Genomic DNA, 18384 nt, shown 5'->3' with positions numbered 1-18384 from the left:
TCCTGTCGGGGACTCTGCGGCCAACGCGAACTACCGCTTCAACCGAACGACAGCCCGGATCACCAGCTCACGCCCTCTGACCTGCGGTTTTCCTCGTTCCCATGTTCTGGGTCCCCCGCCGGGGGCACTTCGCCGCAACCAGCGTGAACAAGCCGCTGACCTGCAAGAGCATACAGACGACGAGCTGGACTCAGTCCCACTGAGTCCAGCTCTTCGTCGTTGATGAGCACTGGCCACCGCCGACCGGACACCACCGGCGGGACCGCGCCTCAGCAAGACAGCTCACTCGGGGTGGCGGCCTTGTTGGAGCCAGGCCGCATTGGTCTCCGGACAGGCCACCGAGCGATGGCTAGCCACCCTTTCGCCCTAACGATGCAGGTACTGCACAAATGGCCCTTTGCCGCCACAACGATCGAGTTGAACCTCGCTGGTCCGTGGCAGTTCGGCGAAATCGGCATTCCCAGACGGCGCCGTAGACCAGGCCGAGCGCGGTCGCGGGAAGCATCTTCGCGGGCCGGTGACCGGCGAGGAGCGCGAAGGTGATGCCGATGAACGCGGAGATAGCAAGATGGACCAGCCAGGCGACGCCGGTGGAGGTGGAGTCCACCACCATGGCGACCATCGGCATCATGTCCCAGACCTGCATCATGATGCCGAAGGCGACGCCGCCGACCAGCCCGCCGGCCGCGCCGAACGTGGCTTGCGCGGGGATGGCGGTGGTGGCGCGGGAGGAAGCGTGTGCGGTGGTCATGGACCTGCCCTTCTGCGCGGGGACTGTGCCGCCGACGCCAGGACCGCTGCATGGGGCCGGTATGTGATGGCGCTTACGTACGGGGAAGTAGACACCGCAGGCTGGACCGCGCGGGTTCACCGTGGTTTCTCGGCGACAAGCAGGGCGTAGCCGAGGGCGCCGTCGGCGACGGCACCGCGAGCAGCAGCCAGCAGTGGACCGGCGGCATCGAGGTCGACACCGGCGGCGGTGAGCCGGTCGGGAGCGGTCATCCGCAGCAGGCCGAGTCTGGCCTCGATCTGGTCGATCATGCGCGTCATGGCGGCGTCGTGGCGTTCGGTGGTGACGGTGCGAAGCCCGGCCGCGTGCAGGATGGCCGAGTACTCGGCCAGGGGGCGGGCGTCGGCGATGCAGGCGATCCGGGCGCCAAGACCAGTGAGTTCGGGTGGGAGCCGGTCGAGGTCGGCGGTGACGTCGGTGATCCCGACCCTGCCGCCGGGGCGCAGAACGCGGGCGAACTCGGCCGCGGCCCGCTCCTTGTCGGGGAAGGTGCACAGCGCGCATTCGCACACCGCGGCGTCCAAGAGGGCGTCAGGATAGGGCAGGCGCTCGGCGTCGCCGGTGGTGAAGGCGAGCCGGTCGGCGAGACCAGCTGCCTCGGCCGCCCCTTGGGCGAGGGCGGTGTTGGCGGCGGAGTAGTCCACGCCGTCCACCCGGGCGCCGTACGCGTCGGCCAGAAGCAGCGCGGTGGTCCCCCGCCCGGAAGCCACATCAAGGACACGGTCGCCGGCCGCGATACCGAGCGCATCGGCCAGACGGCGGGTCAACGCCATGCCACCGGGGTGGTAGGAGTCGCCGAGCAGCAGGGCGACGACGTCGGAGGAGTACGCGGCGGCGCAGCACGCCTTCAGCTCCTCACCGGTGGCGGGGCTGTGCTGGTTCATCGGCCCTCTCCGTCCTCGCCGCTGTCGCGGGCGATCTTCGAGCCGTAGGGGGAGTCGGTCAGGACGGGGCCCAGGGGGAGGGCGTTGGGGACGACGCCGGCGACCGGGACGCCGGACATGGCGCTGCGGACCTGTTCGCGGTAGCCGACGGAGTTGTAGGCGCAGAACGGGATGAGGCGTCCGTCGGGGGTGATCTCCTCCACGCAGCACTTCATCAGCTGCTTGACGTTGAGGGTGTAGGGGTCCTGGAAGTCCTGGACCACGATCATGAACGCCTTGTCGTTCAAGTCCTTGACAGCGGCGGGCAGATCGATGCCGCAGGAATCCGCGCAGTCCAGCGCCTCTGCGGTGGCCCGCAGTTTCTCCTCGGTGGTGACGGTGCCCATGAACGCCGAGGCGGACCACAGCTTCTCCAGCGCCTCGCGGATTCCCTCGTCGGGCATGACCCGGTTGGAGACGTAGTCCAGGTAGTCCTCGACCTGCAGCAGTCGCGGGATGGGGACGACGGTGCGGTTTCCTGGTTCTCCGTCGACCAGCAGATAGGTGACGGAGCGGCAGGTCGGGAAGCAGCACGGGACCGGGAAGAAGTCGCCCTTGGCGAACCAGCCGGGCAGCTGCTCATTGATCAGTTTGATGACATCGGGGTTGGTGAGCCGGTTCAGCGGGTCGAAGGGGACATGCCGACCGGAGTGCGTAACCGGCTGGAAGGCGACCGAGCGGACGGCCGGGTGGTCGATGCCGACCTCAATGATCGCGCCGAGCTCGTGCTCGTTCAGTCCGCGCTCGACGGCGGCGACCAGGGTGACCGTCAAACCGGCCTCGGCGCAGTTGTCGAGCGCCTGCTGCTTGAACCTGCGCAGGTCGCGGCCGCGGATCTCCCGGTGGGTGCGCTCCTCGAAGCCGTCGAACTGCAGGTAGATGTTGACCGACTTCTCCGGAACCTCGTTGCGCTTGCCGAGTTCGGCGACGAACCGCTTGTCGGAGGCGAGGCGGATGCCGTTGGTGTTGAGGTTGACGTTGCGGATGGGCCGGGCCTGGGCGAGGTCGATGAAGTCCAGGATGTGTTTGTGGATGGTGGGCTCTCCGCCGGAGAACATCACCACCTCCGCCTCACCCTCGGACTCCACGAACACATCCAGCATCCGTGCGCACTGCTCGTGGGTGATGGAGTAGCCGTCGCTCTGGTGGCCGGAGTCGGCGAAGCAGATCGGGCAGTCCAGGTTGCAGCCGGTGTTGACCTCGATGATGCCGAGACAGGCGTGCTGCTTGTGCTCCGGGCACAGCCCGCAGTCGGTGGGGCACCCGTCCTTCACCTCGGTCTGGAAGGTGAGGGGAATCGTGCCGGGCTTGTTGAACCGGGCCGAGGACAGGTACTCCTCGGCATCCCCGTAGACCAGCGCCTCGAATTCGCCGTGGTCCTTGCAGCGTTTGCGCAAGAAGACCTTGCTCTCGCGGATGTTGACCTGGGCGTCGACGGGTGTCTTGCAGACCGGGCAGATGGACTTGGTGAACTCCACGAACACCTCGTCGCGGTCCACCTTGCGCCGCGGCGCGGGTGCTTGGGTCATCTGGGGCTCCTCCAATGTGGTGACCAGTGGAAATGCTTCAGCCGTTCACCGGACGTCATGGATGGCGTGCGCCTCGTCCTGCTCGTTGCCCCTGCCCGCGATGCCATGCTCGGGCAGGCGTGACAGGAACCCTGCCCCCGTGCAGCAGCAGACCCGCATAGAACAGCGTCAAGGCGTCCTGGACGAGCACGAACCAGCTCAGCCGCTGGTCAGGTAGATCCCGAAGCAGCCGCAGTTGGCCACCGTGAGCCCGCGTGCGTACGCCCGTACGGCCAGGAGCAACCACACGACCGAGACGGCGGGTGAACACCCACACCGGGGGAAGAGCCTTCGAGCGCGGGCGAGCCAGGAACCAGACCCCGCACACCAGCTCGCCCGCGATCAGTGCCACGGCCAGCGCGGTCGCGGCGACGCCGTTCACCAGCCCGTACCCGGCCAGAATCCCGGGCATGTGCCCGAAGGAGGCGAGCTGGCCGACCGCCATCGCCGTGTACACCGCACCCAGCACGATCCGCAGCACCATGAGATGAACGCTATGCACCGGCGGGAGCCGAGAACTGTAAGCGCGCTGACCAAACAGGTACCTCGCCTGTACGGCAGTCCGGGCAGAGCGCAAGATCGTCACCGAAGCAGGCGCCGAACGGCTGCCGAGCGGTGCGCCGATGATTCGCCGGGTACGGGGCCGTTCCAGATCCGCGTAGACCTCGGCGAGGGCGGCGTTCCACGACCCGTCGGCGTACGTGGGGTACGGGTGCACGGCCGCCGCGTATTGCGACGGTGTCCAGCCGTGCCGTACGGCCGCCGCCGGGTGGGCGATGGTCTCCCCGGCGCGCGGGGCGACGACGGTCGCGCCGACGATCCGGCCGCGCGGGCCGAGCACCAGCGAGGTGAAGCCGTCACTGCGAGCGTCGGCGACCGCCCGGTCCACCTGGTCAATCCGCCCGGCGATGCGGGCAGCGGTCAGCCCGGCGCGGCCGCCACCGATCGACACAAGGGCATATTCAGTCACGAAGCGTCCCCCTCCGGCCCGTCCACCCAGACCGCGTGCAGCATGGCCGGCCTCCCCACAGCTCTCTTCCCATGTCTCCCGAGCGCCCCCGGCGACCCGCAGAGGGAACCCGGTGAGCGAGCTCCGCCTTCCTTCCGTCCCTCTCCCCGGGCCCATGGGCTCCGGGGGCCTGTTCACTGCGCTGACGCGGGGTGAGAGCGGTGACCCGACGCTGCCGCCGGTCGAGCGGGGAGGGAAGGTACGGGACTCCGCGCCGGGTTCCCGGGTACACACCTGGCAACCCGGGCGTATCGATCCAAGGAGGCCGCACATGGCGCAGGACACCGACGTCGTGGTGATCGGGATGGGAGTGGGGGGCGAGCACGTCGCCGAGCGGCTGGCCGAGGCCGGGCTGAACGTCGTCGGGGTGGAGGCGGAACTGGTCGGCGGGGAGTGCCCGTACTGGGCGTGCATCCCGAGCAAGATGATGATCCGCGCCGGAAATCTGCTCGCCGAAGCCCGGCGCATCCCCGGCATAGCCGGGCGGACACAGGTCGCCCCCGACTTCACGCCGGTCGCCGCCCGCATCCGGGACGAGGCGACCGACGACTGGAACGACCAGGTGGCCGTGGACCGGTTCACCGGCAAGGGCGGGCACTTCGTCCGAGGGCGCGGACGGCTGGCCGGGCCCGGCCGGGTCGAGGTTGACGGCGAGGTATTCACCGCCCGGCGCGGCGTGGTGCTGGCCACCGGCAGCCGCCCGCAGATCCCGCCCGTGCCGGGGCTGGACCAGGTGCCGTACTGGACGAACCGCGATGCCATCGCGGCCAAGGAGCGGCCCGGCTCGCTGATCGTGCTCGGCGGCGGCGCCGTCGGCCTGGAGCTCGCCCAGGCATTCGCACGCTTCGGCACGGCCGTGACCGTCATCGAGGCGACGGAGCGGCTGCTGCCCTCGGAGGAGCCCGAGACCGGCGCGCTGCTCGCCGACGTGCTGGGCGCGGAGGGCATCACCGTACGCACCGGGGCGCGGGCGGTCGGCGTACGCCATGCCGGGGACTCCTTCAGCCTCACCCTGGACGGCGGCGAGGAGGTCACCGCCGAGCAGCTGCTGGTGGCCACCGGGCGGCGCGCCAATCTGACCGGCCTCGGCCTGGAAACCGTCGGCCTGGACCCCGACGCCCGCGCCCTGGACGTCGACGAGCAACTGCGGGCCGCCGTCGGTCTGTGGGGCGTCGGCGACCTGACCGGACGCGGGCTCTTCACGCATGTTGCGATGTACCAGGCAGAGATCGCCGTCCGCGCCATCCTCGGAGACCCGGGCCCCGATGCGGACTACCGCGCCCTGCCCAGGGTCACCTTCACCGACCCCGAAGTCGGCTCCGTCGGCCTGACCGAGCACGCCGCCCGGGAAAAAGGACTGCGAGTGCGCACCGGCACCGCCCAGGTGCCATCCTCGGCGCGCGGCTGGATCCACAAGGCCGGCAACGACGGCCTGATCAAACTTGTCGAGGACACCGACCGAGGCGTGATCGTCGGCGCCACCTCCACCGGACCCGCAGGAGGCGAGGTCCTCTACGGCCTCGCGGTGGCGGTCCAGGCTGAAGTCCCGGTCGACCGACTGCGCCACATGATCTACGCCTACCCCACCTTCCACCGTGCCGTGGAGGACGCCCTCGCCGCCCTGAGCCGAGCCTGACCGGCACACCAGGAGGTTGCCCATGGAGGCGCCCGTCCAGTTGGTGCTCTTCGATGTCAATGAGACTCTGAGCGATCTCGCCCCGCTGCGGACGAGGATCTCGAGGCCCACACCGGGCCTCTCCGCCTTCGCGGCAGAAGTCAGCCGCGCCTGAACCAGTGCCACAGACTCCGCGATTGCTCAGCGGATCGGGCAGCAGATCCGGTGTCTCCTGGGCGACCGCGGCCAGGACCTGCCGCGCCGAGGGGTTGACCAACGCCGCGCCCCCGACGGTCACGGTAGGTACCGTCTCGTTTCCGTCGGCCACCGAGCGTACGAATGCTGCGGCCTGCCGGTCGCGCCAGATAGATATCTATGGCGTAGTACGGCAGTCCAGCGCGGCGCAAGCCACGGCGCAGCAATGCGCAGTACGGGCAGCCGGGCCGCCAGTACACGACCACCCCCTGCCGTTCGGGGCCGGCCGGCCCCCTCCGGCAGCGTTTCGCCGAGGGACGTCAGTCATCTCGACTCCTCCGCTCGGACAGCGATCCACCCGGAAACCCGGCAGTCGGGCCCCGCATTCCCTCCCGGCGGCTCGCCTATGTCTAACCAGCAGGCGGCTGACGTGGCTCTTTCCAGCGTCGCCGACAGGCGCCCTAGTCCAGATACCGGGGCTTCGTACCGGCGGTCGTCGCCAGACCGGTGTCCGCTGGGTGTTCGCCGTCCTGCGCTGATGCTTCAGACTGCGCCGCGATGATTCGGCGGCCGGTCGGGCATCATTGCCCGGAAGTCTGCGGGATGCCATCGGGGCCCGGTCGGGGGCCCGCTGCATGGCGGGCCGCCCCTGCTGTCACCTGTACAGCGGAGGCGCCACGTCGAATAACTCTACCCTGACGTGAGGGAAGAGGCCGATTCGTAGCCTGTGGATCCCAGGCAAACAAGCACCCAAGATCCTGCGGTTCATCTCACGTGGGCGCGCTGAGCTTCACGCACCCGAAAGTGGCGGAAACGAAAAGAGGAACAGGCGGCGATGAGCGACCGGCAGATGCAGATCGGCGAAGTGGCCGAGCGGACGGGCTTGTCGCTGCGAACGATCCGGCATTACGAGGACGTGGGCCTCGTCGTCCCTTCCGCCCGCAGCAAGGGCGGCTTCCGCCTCTACACCGAGGCCGACGTCGAGCGGCTCATGGTCGTCCGCCGGATGAAGCCGCTGGACTTCTCGCTGGAGGAGATGCGGGATCTGCTGGAGATCACCGACCGGATCTCCGCGACGGACGACCCGCCCTCGGGCGATGAACTGGCGCGGCTGCGGGAGCGGCTGGACTCCTACCGGAAGGTGGCCGACGCCCGCTGCGAGACGCTGCGCGCCCAGCTGATGGCCGCCGAGGACTTCGCCGCCACCCTGCGCCGCAGGCTGAGCGCCGGGAGCTGAACCCGGACGTCATCCATGACGGAGACGGTGACCTGCCGGGCCAGGAAGGGGTAGTGCAGTGCCGCGGCCGCCGTAGTTGTGGTCGATCTGTCCAGGCTGATTGAGGGGATCTCCGCGCCTCATAGCAGCCCGGGACCACGCCCGGCACCGACTACAAACCTACCCTCTCGTTAGGGTAGGTTAGCGGCGGGTGGGTCCGGGAAGAAGCCCTCGACCGGACGGCCCGTCCCGGCAGCGCCGTCCCTTCCGACGCGGCGCTGCCGCCCACGCCCCGTCCAGGACCGGCGCCAAGCCGCCGCACAGAGGGGCGAGGACGGCATGTCCCTCCCGAAGCTGCCGGCCCACGCCCGTACGGTCCACGCGGAGCCGCGTCGCCTCTCGCGGACCTGGACCGGCGCTGATGGTGCCGCCGGAGCGGGCGACCCCGGGAATCAGCGCCGGGGACTGAGCGAAGCGGTATCTCAGGGCATGTACAGCGGGGTGGCACCCAATGCGTACGACAGGGTGCTCGCGACCCGCTTCGGCTGGCACGCGGTGGTGGCCCCGCGGCGCGGGGACTTCGGGATGGTGACTGTGCTACGCGGAAGGGCCCGGCGCCGACTCACTCACGGGAACCACTACCGGCTCCACCGCACCATGTCCCGCCCGCTGCCGTAGCGGAAGCTCGCCCCGACCGCTGACCGGCTCGACGGATGGACCGGCGCTCAGGGGGTCCGAGGCAGGGCCTTCACGTGTCGTTCCCGGCGGCGCAGAACCACCGGCCGTACACCACGTCGCTTGGAGCACAGAGGCGTGAACCGGCGACAGGCACAGGATCACCTCGGGACTCTCCGGTAACGTCACGGTATGAGTCATCCGCATCCAGAGCTGAAAGCCGCTCCGCCCCTGTCCGAAGGAGGGCTGAGGATCGTCGCCCTCGGCGGCCTGGGTGAGATCGGCCGCAACATGACCGTCTTCGAACACGCCGGCAAACTGCTGATCGTCGACTGCGGGGTGCTGTTCCCCGAAGAGACGCAGCCCGGGGTGGATGTGATCCTGCCGGACTTCACCTCCATCCGGGACCGCCTCGACGATGTTGTGGCCGTTGTGCTGACCCACGGCCACGAAGACCACATCGGCGGCATGCCGTATCTGCTGCGCGAGCGGGCCGACATTCCCGTCGTCGGTTCGAAGCTGACGCTGGCGTTCTTGGAGGCCAAGCTCAAAGAGCACGGCATCAAGCCACGTACGGTGCGGGTACGCGAAGGCGACCGGCGGGGCTTCGGTCCCTTCGACTGCGAGTTCGTGGCAGTCAATCACTCCATCCCGGACGGTCTCGCGGTCGCGATCCGTACCGGTGCCGGGCTGGTGCTGCACACCGGTGACTTCAAGATGGACCAGTTCCCCCTGGACGACCGGATCACCGACCTGCGTGCTTTCGCACGCCTCGGCGAGGAGGGCGTGGATCTGTTCCTCGTCGACTCCACCAATGCCGAAGTCCCCGGCTTCATCACCTCCGAGCGCGAGCTGAACCCCGCGATCGAGCAGGTCCTGCGCACCGCGCCCCGGCGGGTCATCGTCTCCAGCTTCGCCAGCCATGTGCACCGCATCCAGCAGGTGCTGGACGCCGCACACCAGCACGGCCGCAAAGTCGCCTTCGTGGGCAGGTCGATGGTCCGCAATATGGGCATCGCTCGCGAACTCGGTTACCTGAAGGTTCCGTCCGGGCTGGTGGTCGGTATGAAAGAGCTGGAAAAGCTGCCGGACCACAAGATCACCTTGGTGTGCACCGGTTCCCAGGGCGAGCCGATGGCCGCGCTCTCCCGCATGGCCAACCGCGACCACATGATCCGTATCGGCAAGGGGGACACCGTCCTGCTCGCCAGTTCCCTGATTCCGGGCAACGAGAGCGCCATCTACCGAGTGATCAACGGGCTGACCAGGTGGGGCGCGAACGTCGTCCACAAGGGCAACGCCAAGGTGCATGTCTCGGGGCACGCCAGCGCCGGCGAACTCGCGTACTGCTACAACATCGTCAAGCCGCGGAATGTCATGCCCGTGCACGGCGAGTGGAAGCACCTGCGGGCCAATGCCGACCTTGCCATCCGTACCGGAGTCGACCCCGACCGGGTGGTCATCGCCGAGGACGGCGTCGTCGTCGACCTCGTCGACGGGCGCGCGTCGGTCACCGGCAAGGTGCCCGCGGGCTACGTCTACGTGGACGGTATGGAGGTCGGTGGCGCCACCGAAGCGTCCCTCAAGGACCGCCTCACCCTCGCAGCGGAAGGGGTGGTCACGGTGGTGGCGATCGTCGATGCCGACACGGGCGCCCTGGCCGAGGCTCCCGACTTCCTGGCTCGCGGATTCGTCCATGACGACACCACGTTCGAGCCGGTCATCCCCGTGATCGAAAAGACTCTGGCGACCGCGGCGGAGGAAGGCGTCGGAGACGCGCACCAGCTCGAACAGCTCATCACCCGTGCCGTAGCGGCCTGGGCGTTCAGGACCTACCGCCGCAAGCCGCTCATCATCCCGGTCATCATCGACGCCTGACCGGCCCCGGGGTCCCTGCCTCGCCGTCGGCAGGGACCGTCTCGCGCCTGAGCTTGGGAAGAGCGGCGGCCCGGGCGCACAACTCGCCGGCACCGGTGGCATCAAGGCATCAGAAGGGTGAACGGATGAGCGCGCGTTTCGAGGAGATCGACTGGCGCCCGACACCGATGGGCGACATCAGCCTGCGGCGTCGACGGGACCCTGCGTCGGGCATCGATGTGTACGAGGTCAAGCTCGGTGACGAGTTCTTGATGTCCAGCCTCTTCACGGCAGGCGAGATCGCGCTCACCCGGCTCGGCCTGGCCCAGCTGCCAGATGACGAACTCGACGTCGCCGTGGGCGGGCTCGGTCTCGGGTACACCGCTCAGGCGACCCTGGAGGACCCGCGTGTGCGCTCGCTGATCGTGATCGAGGCGCTCGGCGAAGTCATCGACTGGCACGAGCGTGGGCTGGTGCCGCTGGGTGCCCGCCTGGCGTCGGACTCCCGCTGCCGCCTGGTCCTGGGCGACTTCTTCGCGGTGGTCGGCGATTCCTGTGGTCTGGATCCCCGAGAGCCGGACCGTCGTTTCCACGCCATCCTGCTGGACGTGGACCATTCGCCGCGCCATGTGCTGCACCCACGTCACGCGGCCCTCTACCGGCCTGCCGGGATGCGCGCTCTTGCCGATCGTCTCCACCCTGACGGTGTCTTCGCTCTGTGGTCGAACGACCCGCCGGACGAACAGTTCAGCTCCGTCCTCGCGGAGGTCTTCGCGGAGTCACAAGCCCACGTCGTCGACTTCGACAATCCACTGCAGGGGGGAACTGCGGCCAACACCATCTATGTGGCCAGGAAAGCAGCGGGCGCGCCGTAGGAAGACGGCTTCACGCTCCCTGCTCGAAGAGCTGGTCGGGGTGGGAGCGCAGCACCGTCCTGGCCTCGGCTGCGGTGCGCTGTCCCACCAGGACGCTGGTGCCCAGGCCGTGACCGAGTACCAGCAGACGCGCGGCCTCGGTCGCAGGGCCAGTCGCAGTGAGAAACCCGCCTCGGCCGCGACCGACCGCATCGTCACCGCGTGCAGCCCCTCGCGCGCGGCCACCCGCACCGCATCACCGGCCTGGATCCAGAACAGCTCCAGGACCCAGGCCGGCTGACGTCACAGAACCGTAAGCATCCGGCCGTCCCGTCCGCCGGGCCCGGCGATCTACATTCAGAGCCGATCCCGAACACCAGGAGCACACATGCATGCCCGCTCGGTCCTCCCGGCCCTCCTGGCCGCCGCGACGCTCACCCTGACCGGCTGCGGCTCAGATAGCGGCGCCCCCGCCGGCGATGCCGCAGGAACGGACGGCTCCACGACAACCAGCGCCCCCGCCACGGCGGAAGCCGGTTCCGCCACTGCGGCGGCGGTCCCCGAGGCGCTGCGGTTCACCGGCACGACCATCGACGGAAAGCGGTTCGACGGCGCGACACTTGCGGGCAAGCCCACCGTGCTGTGGTTCTGGGCCCCGTGGTGCCCCAAGTGCAAGGACCAGGGGCCCGAGACGGCGAAGGTCGCCAAGGAATTCGAGGGGAAGGCCAACGTCGTTGGGGTGGCCGGGCTGGACAAGCCGGCGGCCATGAAGGACTTCGTCGCCTCCGCGAAGGTCGGCGCCTTCCCGAACCTGTCCGACGAACCCGGCGACATCTGGAAGAAGTTCGAGATCACCGAGCAGAGCACGTACGTCGTGCTCGACAAGGACGGCAAGACCGTCTTCACCGGAAACCTGCCCGCCGGTAAGGGGCTGGCCGACAAGGTCAGCAAGCTCGTCGGCTGACCGGCCCATGTCCGACCTTCCCCTCGCCCTCGCCCTGTCCGCCGGCATGCTCGCCGCAGTGAACCCGTGCGGCTTCGCCTTGCTGCCCGCCTACCTCTCGCTCCTCGTCCTGGGCGACGACTCCCCCACCCGGGCCGCGGCCGTCGGCCGCGCCCTGGCCGCGACCGCCGCCATGACAGGCGGATTCGCGGCCGTCTTCGCCCTCTTTGGCCTGGCCGTCGCACCCGTCGCGGGACAGGTACAGCAGCATCTGCCCTGGTTCACGGTGGTCTTCGGGCTGCTGCTGGCCCTCGTCGGCGGCTGGCTGCTGGCCGGCCGCACGCTGCCCGCGCTGCTGCCCAAGCTCCGCCGCGCCCCCGCCGTCACCCGGTCCGCGCCCTCGATGGCGCTGTTCGGCGCCGCGTACGCGATCGCCTCGCTGGGCTGCACCATCGCCCCGTTCCTCGCGATCGTGGTCTCCGCGTTCCGCAGCGGATCGACGCTCGAAGGCGTGGTGCTGTTCGCGGCCTACGCGGCCGGCATGGGCGTGATCGTCGGCGCCGCCGCCCTGTCCGTGGCACTCACCCGCACCGCCAAGGTCGGCCGCCTCCGCCGCCTCGGCGCGGTCGCCTCCCGCCTCGGCGGCGGCCTGCTGCTCCTGGTCGGCGCGTATGTGGCCTACTACGGCTGGTACGAGATCCGGGTGCTCCGCGGCGGCGAGATCACCGACCCCGTGATCGACGCCGCAGGCAGCATCCAGCGGTGGATCGCGGAGACCCTGGACCGCATCGGCATCGGTGCGATCACCGCTGCACTCGCCCTGCTGCTCCTCACTGCTCTGGCACTCCACCGGCGGGCCAGGCGCCGCCGGAGTGATTCCCGTACGGCCGAGGACGCCCTGGCCGTCCAACAGCCCCTCACCTGATTCGTGGTCGTTACCGTTTCGGCCCGGACGCTATTGCACACCCAACCCCCACACATGCCCCACCAGCGGGCCACCCCCTAAAGGACCGTGGGAACAGCAGCGCCCAAGACCGGGGGAACGGACGGCCCTTCCGGTTGCCGCTACCGGGATTCCGCCGGATCAGGCACAGAGGTCCTGCCCCGCGGGCGGGTGCGGGCCACTCCGGGACAGGGGCATTCCGCGACGTTGCCGCTTCTCGGCCTGCGGGCTCAGCAGGATGTTCCCCTTGTCAAGGTCAAGCGGGTGGTGCGAACCCGTCCCCCGCCCCCCAACGTCTACGTCGGGCGGGGCCATGCTCGGCAGTCAGCACGACGTACGAATTCCGACCTCTCCTGACTTTTCATCGGGTCTCGCTCTTTCACATGCTCACTCAGCCGCCGACCTTCTATGTGAATCAACTTCGTCAAGGAACGATGAATCCCTGTTATTGACCAGAATCGATCTGGCCACGATGACCGGCACCGGTGCTGCAACGGGTGGCATCGAGGGATCTCCGAAAGATTACCCAGAGCTGCCCTTATCCTCATTTGATTGCCGTTCATCAAGATGAAGCAGCCGCACCCAAGGCGCCCTTGTGCCGGTGAGAATCTCGAGTGCTAGCCTGCTGCGACCACTCCCCTTTGGCTCGTCAAGACTGATTTTTTCTGGGTTGGCCAGGTGCCCTGCTCTCTGGACGTCCTGGCACGTTTCGCGACCTGCTACGGCACTGGTGTTCACCTGTCCGAGGACTGCGAAAGGAGTGGATAAAGGTGCGCGGCGAACTGCTGGCTGACCGTTACCGGCTCATGACGCCGCTGGGCGGCGGAGGCATGGGGCAGGTGTGGCGGGCGTGTGACGAGGCCCTTGGGCGTGATGTGGCCGTCAAAGTGGTGTCCCAGCCGTCCCGGCCCACGGGCACCACGACAGGCGAGCGTCTCGCCTGCGAGGCTCGTGCGGCAGCGCGGCTCTCCCATCCGGGCATCGTCGCGGTCTTCGACGTCGGCGCGGCCACCGATGGTCGCCTGTTCTTGGTCATGGAGCTGGTGGAAGGCCGCAGCCTCGCACAGATACTGCGCGAGGACGGGCGGCTGTCGCCTGAGCGGGTCGCCGTGGTCGGTGCCCAAGCAGCTCACGCGCTGGCCGCCGCCCATGACAGCGATGTGATCCATCGCGATATCAAACCCGCCAACCTGCTCATCGCCCATGACGGGACCGTCAAGGTCGCCGACTTCGGCATCGCCGTCCTGGCCGACGAGAACTCCACCGCGCTGACCACCACCGGAGACTTCGTCGGCACCGCCTCCTACACCGCGCCGGAGCGGGCCATGGGAGGCCGGGGCACAGCGGCCTGCGACCTGTATGCACTCGGCTGCGTATTGTACGAAGCCCTCACCGGACGGCCGCCGTTCCGGGCCGACAACGCCGTGGAGCTCCTGTTCCAGCACGTCCACCGGCAGCCAGAACCTCTACGCCGAATACGCCCGGACGTCCCACCCTCCTTGGAGAAGGTCATACACGCCCTGTTGGCCAAGGAGCCGGCAGAACGGCCCTCTGACGCCACCCGCACCGCCGCACTGCTGTCTGCGCCACCCCGTGACGACATCACCAGCGCCCGGCCGCAACCGCGGGCAACCCGGATGAGTCCCCATCCGCATCCAGCACGACGGCGCTGGAAGCTACAGACCGCCATCGGCGTCCTGGCCACCGCCGCCTTCGCCGGAAGCTTCGCTCTCGCTTGGGACGATTCCTCCATCGAGCCCGCCGGCCAAGCGCGCCCAGACGCGTCCCCGGCACCGGGTACTGCCACCTCCCGGAAGCCAACAACGACTCCCTCGCCTCGCTCTCCGTCCCCGTTCGCGACGCCCTCCGTGGTAACAGCCAGCACCCCTCCAACGGCCTCCCCGACACCTGCCACACCCCCTCGTACCAGCATCGCCGCGCTGGCGGCCGCCCTGACCCGGAGGATCAACTCTCAGGCGTCCACCATGGATCCCCGGCTGGCGCGCGACGTCCAGCGCCGCACTGACCAGCTCATGAGCAAGCTCAGCGACGGCAAGGTGAAAGATGCGGCCGACAAGGTGCGCGAGCTGAGCGAGCGGCTCACCGAAGCCCGAATGCAGGGCCGATGGGCGGGTGACACGCGTATCGAAAGGCTCCTGAGTCAAATCTCCGACCGTCTCCCCACCCGCCATTGACACCACCGAAGCCCGCAAGCAAGCGGCCACACGATGACCATGCCCGGCGAACTCGCCGATCAGCGAGGCAGGATCACCGCCCAACTCTGCGCACAGCCAAGCAATCCCCAGGTTTATGACATGCCAGCGAAGGACCAGCACGTGACAGCCACAGGCGCCGACCATCTACCGATCTACGAGAGCCTGGTACGTGAACGCGGAGACGTACTGGCAGAAGTACGTCAGGCGGTCGAGCTGATGCAGCGCCAGAGGATCGATCCACCGGACTGGCGCCGCCTACACCAGCCGGAACACCACCCAGAGTGACACTGCTCAAGGCTTCAGCCGGCCCCTGGCAGCGCGACACCAACGTGAATACCGACAGTCGCGCTATCGCTCGGCAGGATCGGCTACCGCAGAACAACCAGATCGTCGGCGCCAACCGTCATACCCAGGGCGATCCGCGCGAGAACGACGACCTGTTCTCGTCCGAGCACGCCAACCACGCCTTCGCGGTCATCAACGCCGTGAACAGCCTCTGACCCAAGCGCTGACCGAGCTGAGCTCCTGGGCGCCGACCGATACCCCGGTCGGCGCCCCGGACCGCTACAACGGCTTCGCGTCGCGTATGCGCTCCGGAGTCCAGTACTCGTCGAGATCCTGAGGAGGGTCCGGGACGATGTGCACCGTCACACCGTCGGAAGGCGGCAGATCCGCCGGCTCGAAGCCGGCCACCGCGCCGATGACGACGACCACGAGCCCGACCGATATCCATAGAGTGCGACGGCGGTCCCGGTGCGGCCCTCCGCCTGCGGCAGTATGGCGCCCCGCCTCCGCGCGCCCCGGCTGAATGTCGGACACGACAGCACCATTCCGTCGAGGAGTCGGCTTCACCGACCCAAGACCCTACCTGCGGGGATTCTCGAAGCACAGTTCGGTGCGATGCCACCGTTTACCCACGACCGGTCATCGAGCAAGGCCGACGTTGCAGCGTCGGTCGGGAAGGCACGCCACAACGCCCGGCGTTCCCTGGGTCTGAATCGACGGAGTGGTGTCCTCGTGAGGCGGCGCGGGCGGGACCGGAGACTCGGACGCCCCCGCGCCGCAAACCGGATCCGCAGGCACGGGGGGAACCCCCGGATCCGCATGCGCCGATGACCAGTCCGCGCACCTGCTTCTGCGCCAGTGACAGATCAGGTGTCACACCCCCCGCACGCGTGAGCGCAGAAAGAATCGCATGCACGCCCATATCGGACGCACATGCGGTGGCGGCGTAACACACGCGATCTGTCCGGCGCAGAGATGGAGACGGGCACGGAGAGGCCCGCGCGAGACCGCGGCCGGGGTGTCTCCTGCAGGGGAGGCCGACCTCGGCCGTGCTTCCTTGCCCGAAGGCCAGGGATTACTCACCTATTCGATTGGGGCTTTTCGTGAGCAACACCGGCGAACCCATGTCCGCAAGCCAGCGACACCGCGGCGGCCGGGACAGCGCCGCGCAACGGTCTGCGCTGGCCATTCATACGATCGCGGACATCGCAGCTGCGTTCTTGGGTCTGTGGATCCTGCTTTACGCGCTCGAAGCCAACCAGGCCAACGTCTTTGTCGGTTTCGTCGAAGGAATGGCGGACTGGCTCGCATGGTGGTCCCAGGACATCTTCACCATGGATACGGAATGGCTGCGCGTTCTTCTCAATTACGGCCTCCCGGCCGTGATTTACCTGTTCGTGGGCCACGGCATAGCCGCACGAGTACGCCGCGCCTGACTGCGATTCACCTCGAATCCAGGCCGGCCAGCGGCTCGACGCCCAAGCAGTGCGAGGCGGTGGGACACGAGGACCGGGTGCCCGTCCGGCGGGCTTCGCCACGGATGCGGTCACGAACCACCAGGGTCGAACGTGCACGGCACCTGAATGGAGCAGTTGCAACGGTGTCCCTGGCGGTTCCCGGAGGTTCCTGGCGCAGCTCGCCGTGTAGGTGTCCTCGCTCGCAAAAGGCGCGAACTCCCCCCTCCTCACGCAGCGGCTACGGCAGCGGCCTGCTCTACCGCCGCGAAGCCTTGGGACGCTGGACACGTCATGCCCCGGCTTCGGCAAAGAAGCCCTGCCCGGCGTGGCGGTGACGAGCTTCGACATCCCGGGGCTGATAGCTCGCCGCGACTCCGCTCGCGGGCCGCCCCGAGGGCTCCGCGCCGCTCTCTCCCAGGGAATCCGCCCCTCGGCCCCTGACCTGTGTCCCCAGGCCCCCACGGAACCCCACCCGCGAAAGGCCGGCTCTTGTCTTCCTCATCCACTCTCGCCACAACCCCGCCCCAGACCTCGGCGCAGCCGGCCCCCAGCCACCGCCGTTCCAGGGAACGGCAAGGCGCCTCCCTGCCATGGCGCTACCTCGGCTACGTCGGCTACTACGTGGGCGCGGGACTTATTAGCGGCGCGGTCGTCCATCACCCCATGGACCCGACCCGCTACTCGATGATCGCTGGGGCCGGCGTGCTGGTCTTCCTGCTCGCAACCGTCCTCAACGACATCATCCTCCCGCCGGAGAAGCCCGCCCTGTCACGCATGCTGCGGGTGCTCGGCACCTCGACGATGCTCTCGTTCGGCCTCGGCATGCTCAGCGGCGGCATGCAGCATTTCGCAGACCTCCCCTACCGCTGCGCCGTGCTGATACCGCTGGGCATCCTCCTGTCCTTCGTCGCCTACTTCCTCAAAGAGGACAAGACGCCGTGGCGGCGCATCTTCGGTCTCATGGGTCTGGCCGTCCTCATCGTCGCGGCGCTCACCTTCGCGGGCCTGCGCCACGTCGCCCCCACCATGGCGGAGCAGCCAGGGGGACACAGCCATGGCGATGTCGTGACCGAGAAGGGCAGCGCCGAAGGACATGACGGCGGCCACGGCAGCGGCACCGCCGATCCGACCTCCGAGCCCACCGCGCCCACGAAGGACACCCAGCCCAGCGAGGAGCCCGGTCACGAAGGCGGCCACCACCATTGAGCAGACCCGTCGGTGACCATCCTCGGCGACGTCATCTTGAAAGCCGCCCTCCGCCTCCAGCAGTGAGGTGCGGACACGTGAGTGCACTGCGCGATCCGTGCACCGGCGCCCCGGCAGGTTGGTTGGGTGCTGCTGTCGAGGTGCGGCCCCGTACCATGTGGCCCATGACGAGCACGCCGCAGATGATCCGGCCCCTTGGGGGCCGGGCGTTTGTGCTGCTCCTGCTGGCGGTGCTGGCCGGCCTGGTGGCCATGCACGGGCTGGGCCCGGCTGGTGCAGCCGTACCCGAACGGGCGGTGCCCGCTGCGGCGAGCCCAGTGGCGGCCGACCCGCACCCGCACCACCAGTTGATGGAAGGCTGCCAGCACGCCGCCGGTGACGATCACGGCCGTCACGTCGAGCACGCCGACGGCACCTGCGCCGCGAGTGGTGTCAGCACCGCTCCCCCGGTACCTGACCTGACCCCCGTGGGCTTCGAGGCATCCTCCGCGGTGGCCCCGTCCCGGTGGCCGAGCAGCGTGACCGCCTCCGGCCGTGCTCCGCCGTCGTTGTCCGAACTGCAACTCCTGCGCATTTAGAGGCGCCCGCGGCGCCTCCCTCTTCCGCCGGTCGATCCGCTGGAAATGAGAGTG

Annotated in this window: 19 protein-coding genes and 2 pseudogenes; 14 read left to right on the top strand and 7 right to left on the bottom strand. The window is 68.7% G+C overall.

Annotated elements, in window-relative coordinates; all coding sequences use genetic code 11:
• Positions 1–349: 349 nt before the first annotated feature.
• The 4 genes from ACTWP8_RS12950 to ACTWP8_RS12935 form a co-directional block, all read right to left on the bottom strand.
• Positions 350–751 (bottom strand): hypothetical protein, encoded by a 402-nt coding sequence (locus ACTWP8_RS12950; protein WP_443322287.1) that lies wholly within the window; start codon positions 749–751, stop codon positions 350–352.
• Between the two features lie 116 nt (positions 752–867).
• Positions 868–1674: a class I SAM-dependent methyltransferase gene (locus tag ACTWP8_RS12945; protein ID WP_443322286.1), complete on the bottom strand. Its 807-nt coding sequence runs from the start codon at positions 1672–1674 to the stop codon at positions 868–870.
• Positions 1671–3242 carry a radical SAM protein gene (locus ACTWP8_RS12940; protein WP_443322285.1) on the bottom strand — a complete coding sequence of 524 codons (1572 nt, stop codon included), beginning with the start codon at positions 3240–3242 and terminating at the stop codon, positions 1671–1673. Before ACTWP8_RS12940 ends, ACTWP8_RS12945 begins: the two co-directional genes overlap by 4 nt.
• 55 nt (positions 3243–3297) lie before the next feature.
• Complete coding sequence (locus tag ACTWP8_RS12935) at positions 3298–4251, bottom strand: hypothetical protein (protein ID WP_443322284.1); 954 nt, start codon at positions 4249–4251, stop codon at positions 3298–3300.
• Positions 4252–4561: 310 nt separating this feature from the next.
• Here ACTWP8_RS12935 and ACTWP8_RS12930 point away from each other — a divergent pair, with 310 nt between their 5' ends.
• On the top strand, positions 4562–5926 hold the full coding sequence (locus ACTWP8_RS12930) for a dihydrolipoyl dehydrogenase family protein (RefSeq protein ID WP_443322283.1): 1365 nt from the start codon (positions 4562–4564) through the stop codon (positions 5924–5926).
• A 22-nt stretch (positions 5927–5948) separates the two neighbouring features.
• Entirely contained in the window at positions 5949–6080 is a 132-nt protein-coding gene (locus tag ACTWP8_RS12925; protein ID WP_443322282.1) for a hypothetical protein, read from the top strand.
• Here ACTWP8_RS12925 and ACTWP8_RS12920 read toward each other — a convergent pair.
• Complete coding sequence (locus tag ACTWP8_RS12920; RefSeq protein WP_443322281.1) at positions 6067–6360, bottom strand: glutaredoxin domain-containing protein; 294 nt, start codon at positions 6358–6360, stop codon at positions 6067–6069. The two genes, ACTWP8_RS12925 and ACTWP8_RS12920, sit on opposite strands and share 14 nt — an antisense overlap.
• Before the next feature lie 575 nt (positions 6361–6935).
• Between ACTWP8_RS12920 and ACTWP8_RS12915 the strand changes: the two genes are divergently transcribed.
• The 4 genes and pseudogenes from ACTWP8_RS12915 to ACTWP8_RS12900 all read left to right on the top strand — a co-directional run bounded on the left by ACTWP8_RS12915 (position 6936) and on the right by ACTWP8_RS12900 (position 10723).
• Positions 6936–7337 carry a MerR family transcriptional regulator gene (locus tag ACTWP8_RS12915; RefSeq protein WP_443322280.1) on the top strand — a complete coding sequence of 134 codons (402 nt, stop codon included), beginning with the start codon at positions 6936–6938 and terminating at the stop codon, positions 7335–7337.
• Between the two features lie 449 nt (positions 7338–7786).
• Positions 7787–7922: pseudogene (locus ACTWP8_RS12910) on the top strand (6-phosphofructokinase); the annotation flags it as partial.
• A 261-nt stretch (positions 7923–8183) separates the two neighbouring features.
• On the top strand, positions 8184–9869 hold the full coding sequence (locus ACTWP8_RS12905; protein WP_443322279.1) for a ribonuclease J: 1686 nt from the start codon (positions 8184–8186) through the stop codon (positions 9867–9869).
• A 125-nt stretch (positions 9870–9994) separates the two neighbouring features.
• A complete protein-coding gene (locus tag ACTWP8_RS12900; RefSeq protein ID WP_443322278.1) occupies positions 9995–10723 on the top strand; it encodes a spermidine synthase in 729 nt (242 codons plus the stop codon).
• A gap of 150 nt (positions 10724–10873) precedes the next feature.
• On the opposite strand, the pseudogene ACTWP8_RS12895 reads toward ACTWP8_RS12900, so the two are convergent.
• Positions 10874–10987: pseudogene (locus ACTWP8_RS12895) on the bottom strand (TetR family transcriptional regulator); the annotation flags it as partial.
• 103 nt (positions 10988–11090) lie between these two features.
• Between ACTWP8_RS12895 and ACTWP8_RS12890 the strand changes: the two are divergent.
• The 5 genes from ACTWP8_RS12890 (at position 11091) to ACTWP8_RS12870 (ending at position 15304) form a co-directional block, all read left to right on the top strand.
• A complete protein-coding gene (locus ACTWP8_RS12890; RefSeq protein ID WP_443322277.1) occupies positions 11091–11666 on the top strand; it encodes a redoxin domain-containing protein in 576 nt (191 codons plus the stop codon).
• Between the two features lie 7 nt (positions 11667–11673).
• Positions 11674–12570, top strand: a complete 897-nt coding sequence (locus tag ACTWP8_RS12885) for a cytochrome c biogenesis CcdA family protein (protein ID WP_443322276.1) — start codon at positions 11674–11676, stop codon at positions 12568–12570.
• 788 nt (positions 12571–13358) lie between these two features.
• Positions 13359–14783: a protein kinase domain-containing protein gene (locus ACTWP8_RS12880; protein WP_443322275.1), complete on the top strand. Its 1425-nt coding sequence runs from the start codon at positions 13359–13361 to the stop codon at positions 14781–14783.
• 33 nt (positions 14784–14816) lie between these two features.
• Positions 14817–15089, top strand: a complete 273-nt coding sequence (locus ACTWP8_RS12875) for a hypothetical protein (protein ID WP_443322274.1) — start codon at positions 14817–14819, stop codon at positions 15087–15089.
• Entirely contained in the window at positions 15086–15304 is a 219-nt protein-coding gene (locus ACTWP8_RS12870) for a hypothetical protein (RefSeq protein WP_443322273.1), read from the top strand. The genes ACTWP8_RS12875 and ACTWP8_RS12870 overlap by 4 nt, the downstream gene beginning before the upstream one ends.
• Positions 15305–15368: 64 nt before the next feature.
• On the opposite strand, the gene ACTWP8_RS12865 is transcribed toward ACTWP8_RS12870, so the two are convergent.
• Complete coding sequence (locus ACTWP8_RS12865) at positions 15369–15623, bottom strand: hypothetical protein (RefSeq protein WP_443322272.1); 255 nt, start codon at positions 15621–15623, stop codon at positions 15369–15371.
• 590 nt (positions 15624–16213) lie between these two features.
• Here ACTWP8_RS12865 and ACTWP8_RS12860 point away from each other — a divergent pair.
• From ACTWP8_RS12860 to ACTWP8_RS12850, 3 genes are all read left to right on the top strand, one after another.
• Positions 16214–16525, top strand: a complete 312-nt coding sequence (locus tag ACTWP8_RS12860) for a hypothetical protein (protein WP_443322395.1) — start codon at positions 16214–16216, stop codon at positions 16523–16525.
• A 684-nt stretch (positions 16526–17209) separates the two neighbouring features.
• Positions 17210–17752 (top strand): hypothetical protein, encoded by a 543-nt coding sequence (locus ACTWP8_RS12855; protein WP_443322271.1) that lies wholly within the window; start codon positions 17210–17212, stop codon positions 17750–17752.
• 164 nt (positions 17753–17916) lie between these two features.
• Entirely contained in the window at positions 17917–18330 is a 414-nt protein-coding gene (locus ACTWP8_RS12850; protein WP_443322270.1) for a DUF6153 family protein, read from the top strand.
• Positions 18331–18384 lie beyond the last annotated feature (54 nt).

Source organism: Streptomyces sp. 7N604, assembly GCF_052245475.1.
Classification (GTDB): Bacteria; Actinomycetota; Actinomycetes; order Streptomycetales; family Streptomycetaceae; genus Streptomyces.
Note: the sequence above shows the minus strand (reverse complement) of the source record. Positions and strands in the feature narration are given on the sequence as shown.